The sequence below is a fragment of the Kurthia senegalensis genome, assembly GCF_000285595.1.
Taxonomy (GTDB): domain Bacteria; phylum Bacillota; class Bacilli; order Bacillales_A; family Planococcaceae; genus Kurthia; species Kurthia senegalensis.
Genome location: NZ_HE611064.1, coordinates 900,027 through 915,717 on the forward strand (window position 1 = coordinate 900,027; position 15,691 = coordinate 915,717).

21 protein-coding genes and 3 pseudogenes are annotated in these 15,691 nt (G+C 36.8%); 8 read left to right on the plus strand and 16 right to left on the minus strand.

The window, feature by feature from the left end:
• Positions 1–6 precede the first annotated feature (6 nt).
• Positions 7–942, plus strand: coding sequence for a GGDEF domain-containing protein (locus tag KSHG_RS04700; protein ID WP_010302575.1), 936 nt, complete (start codon positions 7–9; stop codon positions 940–942).
• Positions 939–1,100, plus strand: coding sequence for a hypothetical protein (locus tag KSHG_RS18255; RefSeq protein ID WP_010302577.1), 162 nt, complete (start codon positions 939–941; stop codon positions 1,098–1,100). Before KSHG_RS04700 ends, KSHG_RS18255 begins: the two co-directional genes overlap by 4 nt.
• Positions 1,101–1,340: 240 nt before the next feature.
• Here KSHG_RS18255 and KSHG_RS04710 read toward each other — a convergent pair whose 3' ends face one another.
• Positions 1,341–1,841 carry a YwhD family protein gene (locus tag KSHG_RS04710; RefSeq protein WP_010302580.1) on the minus strand — a complete coding sequence of 167 codons (501 nt, stop codon included), beginning with the start codon at positions 1,839–1,841 and terminating at the stop codon, positions 1,341–1,343.
• Positions 1,842–1,911: 70 nt separating this feature from the next.
• On the opposite strand from KSHG_RS04710, the gene KSHG_RS04715 reads away from it, so the two are divergent.
• Positions 1,912–2,097, plus strand: coding sequence for a 2-hydroxymuconate tautomerase (locus tag KSHG_RS04715; RefSeq protein ID WP_010302583.1), 186 nt, complete (start codon positions 1,912–1,914; stop codon positions 2,095–2,097).
• Positions 2,098–2,275: 178 nt separating this feature from the next.
• On the opposite strand, the gene KSHG_RS04720 is transcribed toward KSHG_RS04715, so the two are convergent.
• From KSHG_RS04720 to KSHG_RS04735, 4 genes and pseudogenes are all read right to left on the minus strand, one after another.
• The gene (locus tag KSHG_RS04720) at positions 2,276–2,782 is read right to left on the minus strand and encodes a YwgA family protein (RefSeq protein ID WP_010302588.1); all 507 of its coding nucleotides are present in this window, start codon (positions 2,780–2,782) and stop codon (positions 2,276–2,278) included.
• Positions 2,783–2,799: 17 nt separating this feature from the next.
• Positions 2,800–4,098 carry an HD domain-containing protein gene (locus tag KSHG_RS04725; protein ID WP_010302593.1) on the minus strand — a complete coding sequence of 433 codons (1,299 nt, stop codon included), beginning with the start codon at positions 4,096–4,098 and terminating at the stop codon, positions 2,800–2,802.
• Positions 4,099–4,270: 172 nt separating this feature from the next.
• A pseudogene (locus tag KSHG_RS16155) lies at positions 4,271–4,489 on the minus strand (DUF1450 domain-containing protein); the annotation flags it as partial.
• Between the two features lie 86 nt (positions 4,490–4,575).
• Positions 4,576–5,406 carry a lipoate--protein ligase family protein gene (locus KSHG_RS04735; RefSeq protein ID WP_010302600.1) on the minus strand — a complete coding sequence of 277 codons (831 nt, stop codon included), beginning with the start codon at positions 5,404–5,406 and terminating at the stop codon, positions 4,576–4,578.
• Positions 5,407–5,569: 163 nt separating this feature from the next.
• On the opposite strand from KSHG_RS04735, the gene hemQ reads away from it, so the two are divergent.
• A complete protein-coding gene (gene hemQ, locus KSHG_RS04740) occupies positions 5,570–6,334 on the plus strand; it encodes a hydrogen peroxide-dependent heme synthase (protein WP_010302604.1) in 765 nt (254 codons plus the stop codon).
• 113 nt (positions 6,335–6,447) lie between these two features.
• Entirely contained in the window at positions 6,448–6,753 is a 306-nt protein-coding gene (locus KSHG_RS04745; protein ID WP_010302605.1) for a DUF3243 domain-containing protein, read from the plus strand.
• Positions 6,754–6,798: 45 nt separating this feature from the next.
• On the opposite strand, the gene KSHG_RS04750 is transcribed toward KSHG_RS04745, so the two are convergent.
• The 9 genes and pseudogenes from KSHG_RS04750 to KSHG_RS18715 form a co-directional block, all read right to left on the minus strand.
• Positions 6,799–7,506: an HAD hydrolase family protein gene (locus KSHG_RS04750; RefSeq protein ID WP_010302609.1), complete on the minus strand. Its 708-nt coding sequence runs from the start codon at positions 7,504–7,506 to the stop codon at positions 6,799–6,801.
• A gap of 315 nt (positions 7,507–7,821) precedes the next feature.
• Positions 7,822–8,208 (minus strand): DUF423 domain-containing protein, encoded by a 387-nt coding sequence (locus tag KSHG_RS04755; RefSeq protein ID WP_010302612.1) that lies wholly within the window; start codon positions 8,206–8,208, stop codon positions 7,822–7,824.
• Between the two features lie 17 nt (positions 8,209–8,225).
• Positions 8,226–8,510 carry a YwdI family protein gene (locus KSHG_RS04760; RefSeq protein WP_010302614.1) on the minus strand — a complete coding sequence of 95 codons (285 nt, stop codon included), beginning with the start codon at positions 8,508–8,510 and terminating at the stop codon, positions 8,226–8,228.
• Between the two features lie 4 nt (positions 8,511–8,514).
• Positions 8,515–8,682, minus strand: a complete 168-nt coding sequence (locus KSHG_RS04765) for a hypothetical protein (protein ID WP_010302616.1) — start codon at positions 8,680–8,682, stop codon at positions 8,515–8,517.
• Positions 8,679–9,374 (minus strand): uracil-DNA glycosylase, encoded by a 696-nt coding sequence (locus KSHG_RS04770; protein WP_010302618.1) that lies wholly within the window; start codon positions 9,372–9,374, stop codon positions 8,679–8,681. The genes KSHG_RS04765 and KSHG_RS04770 overlap by 4 nt, the downstream gene beginning before the upstream one ends.
• 30 nt (positions 9,375–9,404) lie before the next feature.
• Positions 9,405–9,635 (minus strand): DUF4230 domain-containing protein, encoded by a 231-nt coding sequence (locus KSHG_RS18930; RefSeq protein ID WP_010302620.1) that lies wholly within the window; start codon positions 9,633–9,635, stop codon positions 9,405–9,407.
• A gap of 8 nt (positions 9,636–9,643) precedes the next feature.
• Entirely contained in the window at positions 9,644–9,988 is a 345-nt protein-coding gene (locus KSHG_RS18935) for a DUF4230 domain-containing protein (RefSeq protein ID WP_010302622.1), read from the minus strand.
• Between the two features lie 149 nt (positions 9,989–10,137).
• A pseudogene (locus tag KSHG_RS16165) lies at positions 10,138–11,304 on the minus strand (RNA-guided endonuclease InsQ/TnpB family protein).
• A 64-nt stretch (positions 11,305–11,368) separates the two neighbouring features.
• Positions 11,369–11,691 (minus strand): annotated as a pseudogene (locus KSHG_RS18715) (MerR family DNA-binding transcriptional regulator); the annotation flags it as partial.
• Between the two features lie 246 nt (positions 11,692–11,937).
• Here KSHG_RS18715 and thiD point away from each other — a divergent pair.
• Entirely contained in the window at positions 11,938–12,771 is an 834-nt protein-coding gene (gene thiD / locus KSHG_RS04790; protein WP_010302627.1) for a bifunctional hydroxymethylpyrimidine kinase/phosphomethylpyrimidine kinase, read from the plus strand.
• A gap of 147 nt (positions 12,772–12,918) precedes the next feature.
• On the opposite strand, the gene KSHG_RS04795 is transcribed toward thiD, so the two are convergent.
• Together KSHG_RS04795 and KSHG_RS04800 are read right to left on the minus strand one after the other, a co-directional pair.
• Positions 12,919–13,731, minus strand: coding sequence for a hypothetical protein (locus tag KSHG_RS04795; RefSeq protein ID WP_052309319.1), 813 nt, complete (start codon positions 13,729–13,731; stop codon positions 12,919–12,921).
• 321 nt (positions 13,732–14,052) lie between these two features.
• Positions 14,053–14,361 carry a hypothetical protein gene (locus KSHG_RS04800; RefSeq protein ID WP_026022508.1) on the minus strand — a complete coding sequence of 103 codons (309 nt, stop codon included), beginning with the start codon at positions 14,359–14,361 and terminating at the stop codon, positions 14,053–14,055.
• 97 nt (positions 14,362–14,458) lie between these two features.
• On the opposite strand from KSHG_RS04800, the gene KSHG_RS04805 reads away from it, so the two are divergent.
• Together KSHG_RS04805 and bshB2 are read left to right on the plus strand one after the other, a co-directional pair.
• On the plus strand, positions 14,459–14,812 hold the full coding sequence (locus KSHG_RS04805; RefSeq protein ID WP_010302630.1) for a YojF family protein: 354 nt from the start codon (positions 14,459–14,461) through the stop codon (positions 14,810–14,812).
• Between the two features lie 12 nt (positions 14,813–14,824).
• Complete coding sequence (gene bshB2, locus KSHG_RS04810) at positions 14,825–15,520, plus strand: bacillithiol biosynthesis deacetylase BshB2 (protein ID WP_010302634.1); 696 nt, start codon at positions 14,825–14,827, stop codon at positions 15,518–15,520.
• Positions 15,521–15,691 lie beyond the last annotated feature (171 nt).

Genomic DNA, 15,691 nt, shown 5'->3' on the forward strand with positions numbered 1-15,691 from the left:
ATGCCTATGTTAATTAGTTTAATTATCAACTTTTGTATTCTATTCACATTCATCATATTAGCTTACTTTTTATGTGAGTTTTTCGATATTTCAAATCGCTTTTCAAAAACATATTATGCTGCGTTCGTCGGATTTGTCGGTGGCATTATTGCCATTTTGCTTATTTCTACATCCGTATCAATCGTCGACGGTGTATTCGGCGATGCACGACCTGCGCTCATTTTATTATCGACGATTATTGGTGGTCCTATAGCCGGCATTATTACGACGGTCATTTCTGCTATTTTCCGCATGTTTTGTGTTGATTTCGGGATGAGTCACTTCATGATTGGCAGCAATACGTTAGTAATCGGATTACTTATTTCTTTCTTCGCTTGGCGCTTCCCAATTACACCGAAAAATGTGCATGGCTTTTTAGCTTTCATCATGATCGAATGTACACTATTTCTTCTTATCGCAACACCCGTACAGCTGAATAATCCGATTATTTGGGGAGGCGTTTGCTTAAACCTTGTCGCGTTTTATGCGACGTATGCTATATTGCATATTTTTAAACGCCAATTTACGTACGCACGCCGAATGAAAGAAATCGCAGATACTGATTATTTAACAGGCATCGCCAACAATCGCAAGTTCCGAGAAAAACTAGAGCAATCGATTGAAGAAAAGCATCCTTTCGCATTAATGCTCATCGACATCGATCATTTCAAAACGATTAATCGTTATTCTGGTCATCTTTACGGTGATGAAATTTTAAGACAGCTTGCCTTAGAACTTTTAGACTTTGCAAAAGGACATAATAGCTTTGTATTTCGAACGAGTGGTGAAGAATTTTTCTTCATTTGCTATGACGCACCACCCGCAATGGCACTGTCATATGCCGCTAAACTTCGCTCTCACATACAAAAAAGAAATTCCTCTTATCGACAGGTGAGACGATGAATATTTCTTTATCATCGAGTATCGTCAACTATCCTGATAACGGAAAATCTGGTGAGTTGCTCGTGAATTATGCGGATCTCTTGCTGCATGAATACGTCGGACCGAAAGATACAAACGTTATTATTCACGCAAATCAAACAGAAAAAACACTCGATTAAATAAAAAAGCTTTCAATGCGTAGCCTTTGTCCGTTGGCTGCATTGAAAGCTTTTTCTGCTTGTTGTACGTTCGTATATACCGTATTAAAAATGGCTTGGGTTACACTTTTAATACAAATAAAACAAAACATTCATCAAGTTATGCTGTCCAAAGTCTATACTAGACTTTATTCTCAAGTGTACTTCCTTTTCTTATGAGTTTCAACCTTACTTGTAGAACGTCCATATTTTAGTCACGAATTATTGTAAACTTGCACGTAATGTTTCATCACTACGGTTCCACATGTCTTCATCGAATCCTTTTAAGAAATTGGCTAAAATCGTTTTTGATTTTGCATCCATATGGTCTACGATGATTTTACGTTTCATTGATTTATCCATTTTGTTTACGTGGTCAGGTAATAGTTTATACCCGCGACGTTTTTCACGATTTACGACCATATCACACGCTGTCACACCTGCGTAGTAACCGCCTTCTGGTTTTTGTTCAATCGTTACCCATACGAGCCAATAATCTTTACCGCCTTCTGAGTCTTCACGATTTGTCGTAAATTTAATGCCGCGTTCTATCGCACTACGCGCATGCATCGCACCAATATCAACCGTTGCTGTTCCTTCTTCTACATCAATAATGACAGGTGATACATTTTCAAGAGATAGCGAACCAATGCCGTATCCTTTATGTCCATCAGTAGGTGCATTTTTTATAATGTTAAATTCCATTTTTTTCTTTTCAGTCATTCCAAAAAGCCTCCGTTCTGTTATCATTATGTTAGATTTACTATATCATTATAAACGAGGAGTGTCGGAAATGCCTGTAGTAACGATTAAAATGATTGAAGGTCGTAGCGACGACCAAAAACGTGCATTAGTAACGGAAGTAACAGATGCTGTTTCACGTACTGTCAATGCACCAAAAGAAAACATCACAATTATTATCGAAGAAATGCAAAAAGCACATTATGCAAATGGTGGCGTACGCGCATCTGATAAATAATCTCACTATTCTTTCTTTTTGATGAAACGAAAAAAAACCTCGCAAACGTGACATACGTTTGCGAGGTTTTTTTAGAGCATTGTTTCAAGAAAGAAAGTCGCTGCTCCAGGCGACTTGTATAAGAAAGCCATGCTGATGACTATTCTCGCAATAAGTACTCTTTGCTTGTATTCCTTCTTTAACAATTTTTAAACGTTGCAAGTTTTTCAATTAATTCAAATGCTTGTGCCATTTCTTCTTCTGTAAACTTTAACTTTGCTTTTACGGTTTGTACTTTCAATATTTGCTGCGCACGTTCTAATTCATCAAAATAAAGAAGTGTCGAAACGAGCTCTAAAAATCGTGAACTTTCGTTATTCAATGCTTCAATAATTTTCGGCAACTGCTCTGTCTGTTCGCTAAAGCCCTTAATAAATAAGTTCCCTTTGTCTGTCACCGTATATAAATATTGTTCATATGCACCTTTATGTTCTTTACGTTCGGCCAAAAAGCCCATCGTACAAAGTTCTTCGACACGTAACGTTAATTCTTCTGAATACGGTCCATACATATGAAATTGATATTTTTCTTGGAATGGATAATCAAACTTCTTTGCAATATAAATCATCTTCTGTAATTTTTTGCGCCCTTTTACTTCACCGGCTAATGAGATCAACTTCACAACATTTGCATGTTCTTCCAACATATTGTTCACTTTCCTCCTTAACGATTCAACACTTCTAGTATTTGTTTACGTAACGTTCTTTTCTTACCATTTTCTAAAAGGACATCTTCAGGGAAATAAATTTTATGGTCGTAACGACGTTTCCCTGAAATCGCTTCTACAATTGCTGAACTGCGCGATAGTTCCGACAACTCACCCGATGATTTTAATAAATGAATTGGTATACGACCTTCTTCTTCACCTGGACGATAAAAATCATACGGCAAATCCGATGTCGAGTCGTGCACTAAATAATATTTAGAATCGAGCCCTGCTTGTTCATACAACTTCTCCAGTTCTAAAATTTTCGTAAAGTCTTTCCCTGGATCATATTCGATATATTGGAAAAGGCGTCGATTTAAAAAGCGACTACTTAAATCTTTTAAAATCGCATCGTCTTCTTCTGTCCAAAAATGGAAATACGCTAAAACGATATTTTCATCTAATTCAATGTATTGTTCCAAATCCACTTTCCCTTCAAAAAATGAGACGAATGGGTTTGGCGGATATTTAAACGTATATTTTTCATGATAAAGTTGCTGTGCACGCTCTAATGTTTTACGCAAAATGACTTCCGCGCTACGTGAAACAGGATGGAAATACACTTGCCAATACATTTGGTAACGACTCATAATATAGTCTTCAATCGCATGCATGCCTGTCTCTTTAATGACAATTTGGTCTTCATGTGGACGCATAACACGTAAAATACGCTCCATATCAAACTGCCCGTAACTCACACCTGTAAAATACGCATCGCGTTGTAAATAATCCATGCGGTCGGCATCAATTTGACTAGAAATCAAGCTCACAACTTGTTGATTTTCATACGTCTTTTCAATTACGTCCGACACTTTTTGTGGAAAATCTTCCGACACTTTACGCAATACAGCGTTTACTTCCGTATCCCCTAAAATAATAAAGCGCGTGTATGCCTCGTGGTCCAAGTGAAAAACATGTTCAAAAGAATGACTAAATGGACCATGCCCTAAATCGTGTAACAATGCGGCACATAACGCAACGAGGCGCTCTTGTTTATCCCATTGGTCATCTGAAACGAACACATCGTCAATCACTCGACGTGTAATTTCATACACACCTAATGAATGGCTAAATCGGCTATGCTCTGCCCCGTGAAAAACTAAATAGGTAGTTCCTAACTGTTTAATACGACGCAAACGTTGAAACTCTCTCGTCGCAATTAAATCCCAAATCACTTGGTCTCTCACATGGACGTAACGATGAACTGGATCTTTAAACACTTTCTCTTCTGCTAATTTTTTCGTGGCATAACTCAAATGCCCACCCCCTTATCATTCATTATAAAAACAAATACTTCTTTCGCAAAGCGAGACCATCCCTTTTCAAAAAAAAGAGCAGGTTGACGAATCAACCTGCTACGTATTAGTTCTCTTCTGCTTCGACCGGTGTCCACTTATCAACAAAACCTTCGGGCAGTTTTTTTTGCGATTTTAATTTTTTGATGATTTTCGGCATTAATTCGTCTTCGTTATGTGCCGCACAAGGACGGTTGTTGACGATTGTAAACGTCTTACGAAGACCAGGTCCGCAGTATGACTGACATTTAATATCAATTTCTGCATCGGGATCGATTTCTTTTAACTTCGGAATCAATGTTTTTAAATTAACGGCCTGACATTCATCGCAAACTCTAAATTCGTTTGCCATCTTTAAATGCAACCCTTTCTATTTCTTAATCTCATACGTTTCAGTGTAGCCGAAAGTACACATATTATTCAAGTGCATAGATGTGATCATTCTCGTAACAATTTTTGATTTCTTTCAAAAATACGTTTCAAATAAAAAGTGTACTGTTCCATCTCATCTTGCTCGAATGGACCCATACGTAACGTTTCACAATGTTTATATAAAAACTGTTGAATTCGTGTATTCACTTCATTTACCGTCATCGGTTGCCCCATAATTTCAGAAATCGAAACCATCACTTCTGGGCGCACGTTCGGATAATCAAACTTCGTTTCTTCATTCTGACGCGCTATATTATAAAAATCACGAATCAATTCTGCACGTTCTCCACCTGTTCGATCGACAGATAAATAAATTTGAACGGCGATTCCTCCGCGGATACGTCGTTGCGCAATTCCCGCAAATTTTTTACCGTTTACGCTTAAATCATATGAACCAGGACAATAAGAACCGACAATTTCATACGCTTCAATTGCGTCTGCGAATTCCGGAAAAATCCCTTTAATAAAGGCGACCATAATGTCATATCCTTCATTAATATCGATGCGTCCAACCGCTTCGTTCAAGACGATGGAAACGTTCATAACGCCTTCGTCTAATACGACTGCAAGCCCACCTGAATTACGAACGATCGGTGTGTATCCACGCTGTTCAAGTAAATCCATTCCTGCTTGCACATACGGTAAACGATGATCTTGAATACCGAGTACAACAGCTGAACGGTGTACCCACGTACGAACTGTAAGTGGGGATTGTTGTTGTCCGACTAAGTGGCAAAGTGTGTCATCTGCCGCAAATGATTCGAGTGGTGAACGGTCTAAACCGCTAATCGATTGATCCATGAAACGCCATGTTTTTTGTGTTAAAAAATCTGTCATTTTTTAATCTCCCGTACTAAGTAATCTTTTCGTTCTTTAGTGTACACGAATTAGTCACTTTTTGAAAATCCTCCCCCATTTCAAGCAATCTGACACGGACGAATGAAATAACTTGTGCTAAAATTATGGTAGAACGATTATTTATATAAGGAGTGTTTTAACAATGATCGAAGCAGCACAAACTTTAGATGGTTGGTACGTTCTACACGATTTCCGTGCAATAAACTGGCCAATGTGGAAACAAATGGACGAAGACTTCCGTCAAGCAGCGACTGATGAATTCATCGCTTTTCTTGCGGAGTTAAATAAAGCAGACGAAGAAAAAACAGGCTCACACGCTTTTTATTCAATCGTCGGTCAAAAAGCAGACTTCGTTTTAATGACTTTACGCGAAACGATGGCTGAATTAAATGAAATCGAAACGAAATTTGCGAAATTAGCAATCGCTGACTTCACAATTCCAACGTACTCATACGTTTCTGTCGTGGAACTTTCAAACTACCTTGCGAAAGCAAAAGCAGGTGACGAACCTGCTCAAGATCCATACGAAAACGTACACGTACGCGCTCGTCTATATCCTGAACTACCTCGTTGGGAACATATTTGTTTCTACCCAATGGATAAACGCCGTGAAAAAGGGGCCAACTGGTACATGTTAGAAATGGATGCTCGTCAAGCAATGATGCGTTCTCACGGTATGATTGGTCGTAGTTACGCTGGTAAAGTAAAACAAATCATCTCGGGCTCAATCGGTTTCGATGACCACGAATGGGGCGTTACTTTATTCGCAAACGACGTACTACAATTCAAAAAACTAATTTATGAAATGCGTTTTGATGAAGTTTCTGCACGTTATGCAGACTTCGGTGAATTTTTCGTTGGGAACATTTTAAACGAAGAAAAATTACGTCAATTATTAGCACTTTAATTTTGAATACCTGTTCTTCTTTGTTGAAGAACAGGTATTTTTTGTTCTAAATGTTTATTCTATTTATGTCAGGGAACTAGAGAATCGTAAGACAAATTTCTAGGAGGTTTATTATGAGTGAAGAATTGAACAAAATCACTGAAAAAATTTCCGAGCTGACTCCTGAACAAAAAGAAGACATTTTAAACAATTTTGCTAAATTCAAAGGATATTTGCAAGAACAATTAGCCAAAGGTGAAAAATTAGGATTAAGTGATGCTTTCTTAGCTAAAGGTGCTAAATTTGTTGCCGATCATTTAGCCAAAAATGAAGAACCTAAAAATCGTGAGCAAAAAATCTTACAAGAATTGTGGAAAGTTGCAGATGAAGATGAGAAAAAATCATTGGCCCATGTTCTCGTGAAAATGGTACAAAGCTAATTATATTGCATATAAAAAAAGACACGTCATGTAAACGTGTCTTTTTTATGCTTTCGGAAAATGTTGTTGAATTTTTTCGTCTAATTCTTTTGAGAAAGCTTTCAAAGAATTATAATTCGTATGCTGTAAAATATGTTGATTCGTGTTATTAAAACCGATTGCTACGTATTCATTTTTTTTGATATTTAACGACTGCAATGCATCCCACACAGTATAATTTGTCGGTTTCAATGTAATCGTACTATCTTTTTCAAAATGCATTGAAATGTGTGGGAACTCTGTCGTCATACGCTCAACGAACTGCCCTGCTCGATCAATATTTAAAATAGAAATTTTCGACACGTTTCCTACTTGTTCAATCTGCTTATTTTCTGCTAATTTCGAGACGTCTATTTTCTCGTAATGCTTTGAATGAACGCCACCTGTATACGTGTAATCCCATAAGCCTTCTGCCAAAATCGTCCCGTGATGTGCATCTACTACTGTCATCATCTGAATCAAATCTTCTGTTGTAAACGCAACTGCTTGCTGCAAATGCCCATTTTTACAAATAACCGTTCCGTCTAAACCTACTAACGTTTCATTATGGAAACGTCGATCAATATGAGGGAGCATGTTTCGAATACCTTCTGATGCGACAAAAATTAAATCATGCCCTTTATCTTTTAAATAATCATACATATATTGAGAGTTAATTGACATCACGTGGTTGTTATAAGAAATGGTTTCATTTAGATTAAATACAAAGTACACATTAATCCACTTCTTTCTTCTAGTAGTTGTTGTTACTTTCTAAATACCCTATACGTGGAAAAACTATACTATTTTTTCTGTATTCATACGTTTCGACTTATATATTTGAAGAATAAAGAAATAAAATATTATTTTTTGACACGAAATATGTTTTTGAATAAAAAATGATATTTCGAATGAATACTATTAGCTTTTATTCTTTTAATTGGCCGGACGCTTTCTGAGGGTTATGGCATTCGTACAGTCACTGTGAAAGATTTTGCAGCAACAAAAAACACTTCCGACGGTTTCTCCTCGGAAGTGTTTTTCATGAAATTATGCTTCTTTTATATGTTTTGCTGATGCAATTAATGCAATCCAGCCGATTAGAAAAGCAACGCCACCGATTGGCGTAATCGCTCCAATTACTGTAATTTTCGTCAATGCTAATACGTATAAACTACCTGAGAATAAAATAATACCGATCGTCATCGCAATCGACGCAACGCGAAGTGACTTAACATTTCCGATAATATTTTTATGCATTAAAATACCGATAATTAAAATAACGACTGCATGAAACATTTCATAATGTACGCCGGTTTCCCAAACGTCTGCATAGTTATTTTCCTCTAAAATAGCCTCTAATGCGTGTGCCCCAAATGCACCTAACGCTACGGCTAAGAAGCCAAAAATTGCTCCGATTACTAAATTCTTTTTCACTTAACTCGTCCTTCCACTTAAAAATCGAATAACGAATCACCATTGGCATCCGCTTCGACCATTTTTTTCGATTCAAATACAGGTGTTGCTTGTTGGATAATCGGTTGATTGACCATCGTTTGCATCGGTGCATTTTGCGAAACATATGACGGTGCAGTTTCGATTGTTTCTCCCATTAAAGCAACTTCACAAAGCGCTTGAATCGCTGCCAATTGCTCGCGCTTTTGGCTATCATTCGATGCTTCTTTTGCACGTAATGCCTGTTTTTGTATTTGTTGAATAACGTCATCATAAGAAATCATTTCATTACCCCTTTTTCTTCGGTGAAAATTTTAAACAATCCATGCCAGAAGAACGCTTCACGATGACAGAAGGAATTGCTTTCGTTTTGAAGTTGTATGCACGGCATGCGCGCGGTGCGTGTTGTTCCCATGTTACTTGGAAGTACTGACAATCAAAACAATTTATTTTCATACGTGTCCTCCTAGTGGTGTCGTCAAATCAAAATCAATCGGTGGCATATCCCACGCGCGTAACTGCGCGTTAATTTTTGAAAATGGGCGGCTGCCGAAAAAACCTCGATACGCACTAAGCGGACTCGGATGTGGCGCTTCAATAATAACGTGGCGCGACGTATCAATTAATTTTTGTTTTTGTTGTGCAGGTTTACCCCATAATACGAAAATGATCGGTTGTTTTCGGTCAGATAACGAACGAATGACCGCATCGGTGAATTGCTCCCACCCTTTATTTTTATGAGAATGCGCTGCATGTGCGCGAACCGTTAATACCGTATTCAACATCATAACGCCTTGCGCTGCCCACTTCGTTAACGTGCCATCTACTGGTATAGGTACGTTTAAGTCCGTTTGCAATTCTTGAAAAATGTTGCGTAAGCTCGGTGGGTGCTTCACGCCTGGCTGTACAGAAAAGCTTAACCCATGCGCTTGATTGGGCCCATGATACGGGTCCTGTCCTAAAATAACGACACGCACGTCTTCATAATCTGTATAATGAAAAGCGTTCCACATATCATTCATCGGCGGATAAATCGTTTGTGTCGCATATTCTTCTTTTAAAAAATCATGTAGCTGTTCATAATAAGGTTCATCAAATTGAGCCCCTACTACTTGCTGCCACGTATTCGTGAAAATTTGTTTTGGCATCGTCTCTACTCCTCAAACATAACCTCTACTTCATAGTCTACTAAACCAAACATATTTTTCAAAGACTGTTCCGCATTTGTTTGTGCTTTTTTGCAAAATTCCTTCGCTAATTGCTTCTTCAGTCATTTGTTGTTGTGCTTCATTTGCTAGTTCATACCCTTCTTTTACCGTAGCGTCTGAACGGAAAATCCCTTCATTCGAAAACACTTTCACTTTTTCTAAATCTAATGAAGGTTTGCCTAAAATTGCAACTTTCGGCAAATGCAGCGTTATTTTTTCTTTTCATTGTTCACTGTGACATTTTTTTTCGTAAGCTGGTCTAACTTTACACCAGCTTGAACCGTTCCCGGAACGATTACTAGCACTTTTTGTCCTGTTCCCGGAATATCTAAATTAATTTCTTGACCGAAAATTTTATTATTCTCTTTTTGAATAGCGACTTTCGTAATCGCTTCCGCTGTTACGAGTTCATTTAAATCATTCATTTTTTCGACGAGCACACCCGTCGTTATTTCATCTTGTGGCTTCATCGCGTTCCAAATGATGAAAGGTGTCGCAATAATTGCTGCAATGATTACAGCAATAATTAACGCTACAATTGATTTTTTATTCATTCTTTTTCCTGCTACTAAAAACATATACAAAAATATACATCTAGCTTTTTCCTGCTTCTTAGAATGCGTCTTCAGCACGTACTCCCTACCAACGTTTTGTATCATTCTCCACAGGCTTTAATTCCGATGTAGCCCACCGTACTATTCATTTAAACTGACACTAACAATTCATATTCTGTAGCTTGTTTTAAATTCATGGCAGCATTTAAATCTCGGTCTAACACTTGATGACAATTTACACATTCGTAAATTCTATCTTTCAGTGTTAAATCTACTTTTTTATACCCACAACAGCTACATAACTTAGTACTAGGATAAAAACGATTCACAAGGCGTAATTCAATTCCATACTCTTCACATTTCATTTGTAACTTCGTTCTAAAATGGAAGAAACTTTGTTGCGCAATCACTTTTGACAAGTGTCTGTTTTTCATCATACCCCGAACATTTAAATCTTCTAGTGTAATGAATGCTGGCTTGGTTTTCACCAATTCACTCACAATGTTCTTATGGTAGTTTTCTCGAATGTTTGCTAGACGCTGATGTAACTTTTGTACACGACAAATTTGTTTTTGTCGATTGTTAAAGTAGCAGTTTTCACCTACCTTTTTATATTTATTTTGTTCATAACTTCTGCTCAATTTCCGTTGAGCTTGTTTTAATCGTTTTTCAAGTTTTCTTACTTTATCTGTTTTATTAATATTTTCGTAAACGTCTCCGTTGCTCATCATCGCAAAATCTTTGATACCTAAATCAATGCCAATACCTTCTGATTCAGGCGATTGTTTAGGAAGTTCAGGAACTTCACATAAGACCGAGATATAAAAACGATCAGCTTTTTGTGATACTGTACCACTTTTGATAATTACATTTTACGGTAAGTAACCAAACTCCTTGAGCGTTACCCAACCAATTGTAGGAATCTTAATTTGGTGGCGCTTTACTTTAAAATCGGTCTGATTATTCTTAGGAAAGTAAGCCTTCACATCTTGTCTAGCTTTCTTTTTGAAGCGAGGATGTTTGCTTAACCCTTTGAAAAAGTTTTTGTAAGCACGCTCTGCATTCATAATGAATTGCTTAACTGCCTTGCTTGATACCGTTTTAATCCATAAGTCTTGTTGATTTTGTTTCGTATGAACGTTGTTTAACCATTTAGAAAAATCGTAACCACTCATGAATTTTCTACCTTCTTCGTAATTCACACGATTCGTTGCAATATACATGTTATAGACGTAGCGACATACACCAAAAGTTCTGATGAGTTTTTCACGTTGTTCTTTAGTTGGTTTGATTTCTAGTTTATATGCACGTTTCACAACTCATCATCCTTTTGTATTTTCGCAAACCATAAATTCTACAGCTAAATACATGAATAATTTAAATTAAGTCTTGTGTTAATTCTTCGGAAGGGGATAATTTCTCATTTTTTACAACAATGATTTTCTGTTCCTTGCTTCTTCAATAGTCGCTCAAACCAATCATATCCAAAACGAATAAATCTATCTTTATGAGCAATAACAATTGTCTGGATACTACCTTCTAAACACTCGTCAATTAGCTTGTTCCATTTCTTTCGTGTAATATCTTCTTCCACTAGGGTTTCGATAAGCAGCTAATTTACCTTCTTGATCCCATCTTTGCAATGTCTTAACAGAAATACCTAATAATTCAGACATCTCTTTCGGTTTTAGAATATTTTTCATGTATATGATTTAACACATTTGTATACATTTGTATACATTTGTATACATTTGTATACATTTGTCAATATTTTTGATTGCTGTTATCATTCTCCTCAGAAAATCACTCTCCATTATAAGCAACTGTCCATTTTTTTGCACTTCTTACAATCTGACCTTATAAAATAGTATGAAATTGACTATTTTAATCCATTCAGATGTGTTTCATAATGAATGTAACAATTACGCTATACGAAGGAGTTTTTTACGATGGGATTACCTAAAACATTAACAATTGCTGGTTCAGATGCTTCAGGAGGTGCGGGTTTAGAAGCTGATTTAAAAGCATTCCAAGAACATGACACATACGGTATGGCTGCAGTTTCTGTGATCGCAACAATGGATCCTGACAACAACTGGGCACACGGCGTGTACACATTACCAATCGACGTCTTAAAAGCACAACTAAAAACAGCTTTTTCTACGAAAATCGACGCTGTTAAAACAGGCATGCTCTCAACAGAAGAAGTCATCGAAACAGCTGGTAAAGCAATCGCCGACGCACAAGTGAAAAATGTCGTCATCGACCCTGTTATGGTATGTAAAGGCGAAGATGAAGTGTTGAATCCGGGTAACGTGACGGCAATGGTCCGCTACTTACTACCGAACGCACTCATAACGACGCCGAATCTTTTTGAAGCAGGACAACTTGCACAAGTAAAAACACCAAAATCGATTGAAGAAATGAAATTAGCAGCTGAAAAGATCACACAACTCGGCGCGAAAAATGTCGTCATCAAAGGTGGTCGCGGCATTGCAGATGATGCAGCATTGGACTTATTCTTCGATGGTACGACCCATTATTTATTAAAAACGGCGAAAGTTGATACGACATACAATCACGGTGCTGGCTGTACGTTTGCCGCTTCGATTACAGCAAACTTAGCACGTGGTCTTTCTGTTAAAGAAGCTGTATTCGAAGCGAAAGAATTCGTTGCAGCCGGCATTGAACATGGTTGGAAATTGAACGAATTCGTCGGTCCTGTACACCACGGCGCTAAATCTCGCTTCGGTGCTCCGGAAGTAACGATTGAAGCCCTTTAAAAAGACGACCAACATACGTTTATTCAAGTGTACCTTTATAATGATTAACTAAATATATAAAAAATAAACTATCTAGCAGTAAATTTTACTACTAGATAGTTTATTTTCGTTAATCATAACAACTAAAAATATACTAATTCCTAGATTTTATTCATAATATTTTCTCTTTTGTTTTCGTACGAAAACGTTAAGTTTACGATAGCCAGAAATAAACACAATGAAAATACTAATTCCGATACCTAAAACTGCTGTGAGGAAAGAAATCCATTCGAAAAAATTGTACTCTCGTATGTTTGATAAGTTTAATGGTTTTTTCCATTCATCAATAATTAAATTCATCCCATATATGCCAGAAACTACTGTAAAAATTGTTAGTAAAAACAATAAACTATTTTGCTTTCTAGCTGAAATCCCTTCTTGATTTCTATATAAACCCTCAAGTGTCTTTTTTACTTCACTGTATTGATTAGATAAGTTAAAAGCTTTTCTCAAGTGTAGGGACATTTCAATTCCATTAGAGCGCGAACTAACTTCTTCAAAATAATATGTTGCGGAAAATCGACTAATTTGTTCAATTAGTTCTTCCGTATGTTCTTGATCGTTTAATACTTCTATATCACTATGCTCATTTGAAAGCTTTAATAAAGTTAACCTATAAAAGCAATGCAAAATTATTTCATAATAATGGATACTCATAAAATGAGATTGTACAGTATTCATCACTTTTTTATCACTTGAATCTATTACGATACAAGCAAATAAATTTCCTGTCACCGTATAATAAGCTTTCGGCTCCAATCTTTTAATAGCATATTTTTCTAAAACAGATTCCATATATTCCTTATTTTCTGCAGTTTTTATGACGTTACCTTCTCGATCTAGCGCATCGATTTGACTAAAATGATAATGTTCCTCTAACTTCATCTTTTCTGGTATTTCTGTATAGACCGAGACCATCATATGTTCATCTTCAAAAAAGGTAAACTACCAAAATATCCACCTCTTACAACATCGTGATTTAAATAAGGTTTTAAAAAAGGATGTAGTCCATCAAATATAAAATCACTCATACTTTTGAAAGTGTGTTTTTCCGACTCAATCTTTACATTTTTTCTCCTGAAAACTTAGGCTCTAATATTCGAAGATGATGTAAAAACTCCATTACTTCATACGTTTCATACGAACCATTTAATTTCAATCTCATTGTGATAAATCCTAATTGAAAAGGACATAATATAACGTCCGTACTCAGAATTTCAAAATGATACGATCGATTGTATATCATAAGGGTCGTTTGAACTCGTCTTTTTTTGAGTAACGTAATATATTTTCTTCGCTTTCTTTATTTGGAAAAATACGACGTTCTATATAAGGTAAAAAATGTTGATCTAACTCTTCATGTGAAACTTCAACATCTCCATAATACTTTTTTTGTAAAACAAGCTCTCTTAAATTAAAAAAATCAAATTCTTCTTTTTTTAATTGTCGATATAATTTAAATTTTGATCTTTCAAAATAAGAGAATGGCAAAATACAAGTTACATACGTATTGGACATAGCTACGATTTTTTTCACCGCCCTATTATTCATTACTTCACTAACTTCCTTTTCCCAAGCGTACAAATCGCCAAACGTGAAAAAGTTCTCTATAATTGGAATAGATTGAACGTTGGAAGGAGATTTTCAAGTGGAACAAGTTAAAATAGACGAGCTTCAAACGCTCATTAATTCATTTGCGAATGAAGATGTATATATCCATTTAGAAACGACAAACGGTGCTTATGCGAGCCACTTTGATGAAAAAGTATTCAATGCAGGCTGCTTCATCCGTAACATTGTCGTACAATATGAGCTTGGTAAAGTAACAGCGGAGGCTCCACATCGTGTTGGCTTAAAATTAGCGAATGGCGGTTGGATTTACGCACAAGGTATTACACATTTTGAATTAGACGAACAAGGTCGCTTATTAATGGCTGGTCACGACTATGAAGGTAAATTAGCCGTCGCTTTAGAAATTAGTAAAACACCTTTTTCTTATTAAGGAGGTTCGCACATGCTCGAACAACAAGAAAGTCAAATTTTAGTCGTATTCCCTCACCCCGATGATGAAGCTTTTGGTGTGTCTGGCACACTTGCGCAATATGCCAACGCTGGTGTTCCGATTACATACGCTTGCTTAACGCTAGGTGAAATGGGTCGTAACTTAGGCAACCCACCTTTCGCAACTCGTGAAAGCTTACCTGAGATTCGTAAAAAAGAATTGCAAGCTTCTTGTGAGGCAATCGGCATTAACGATTTACGCATGATGGGCTTACGCGACAAAACAGTTGAATTTGAAGACGATGAAAAAATGGTTCAAATGATGACGAAATTAATCGATGAATTAAATCCTTCACTCGTTCTAACATTTTATCCAAACTATGCCGTACACCCTGACCACGAAGCGACGTGTAAAGCAGTCGTACGTGCTATTCGTCGTATGAAAGAAGAAGATCGTCCACGCTTGTACTGCGTCGCTTTCGCAAACGATACAGTCGAAAACTTGGGCGAACCTCATCTAATCAATGACATTCGTGACGTAAAAGAACAAAAAATAGGTTCTATGCGCGCGCACGCCTCTCAAACTGGTTGGATGATGCAAGAGGAAGAAAAACGTAAAGAAGATGGCGATACCGAAAGCCACAACTGGTTTACAGAAGAAGCTATTTACATTTATGATTGGAACCGTGATTTCGAAGAAAGTTTCTAATCTAGCATAAAAAGATACTGGAATATAAATGGAAATTTCAGCTTTTAATAAAGAAGGGGATGTCAAATTTGACATCCCCTTCTTTATTTTTATGCACAAATGAGGAATGACCATTCCCGTATAGTGTATTTTCTTAAATTTGTTGCCTGAGTACGAAGCCCATTTCGTTTG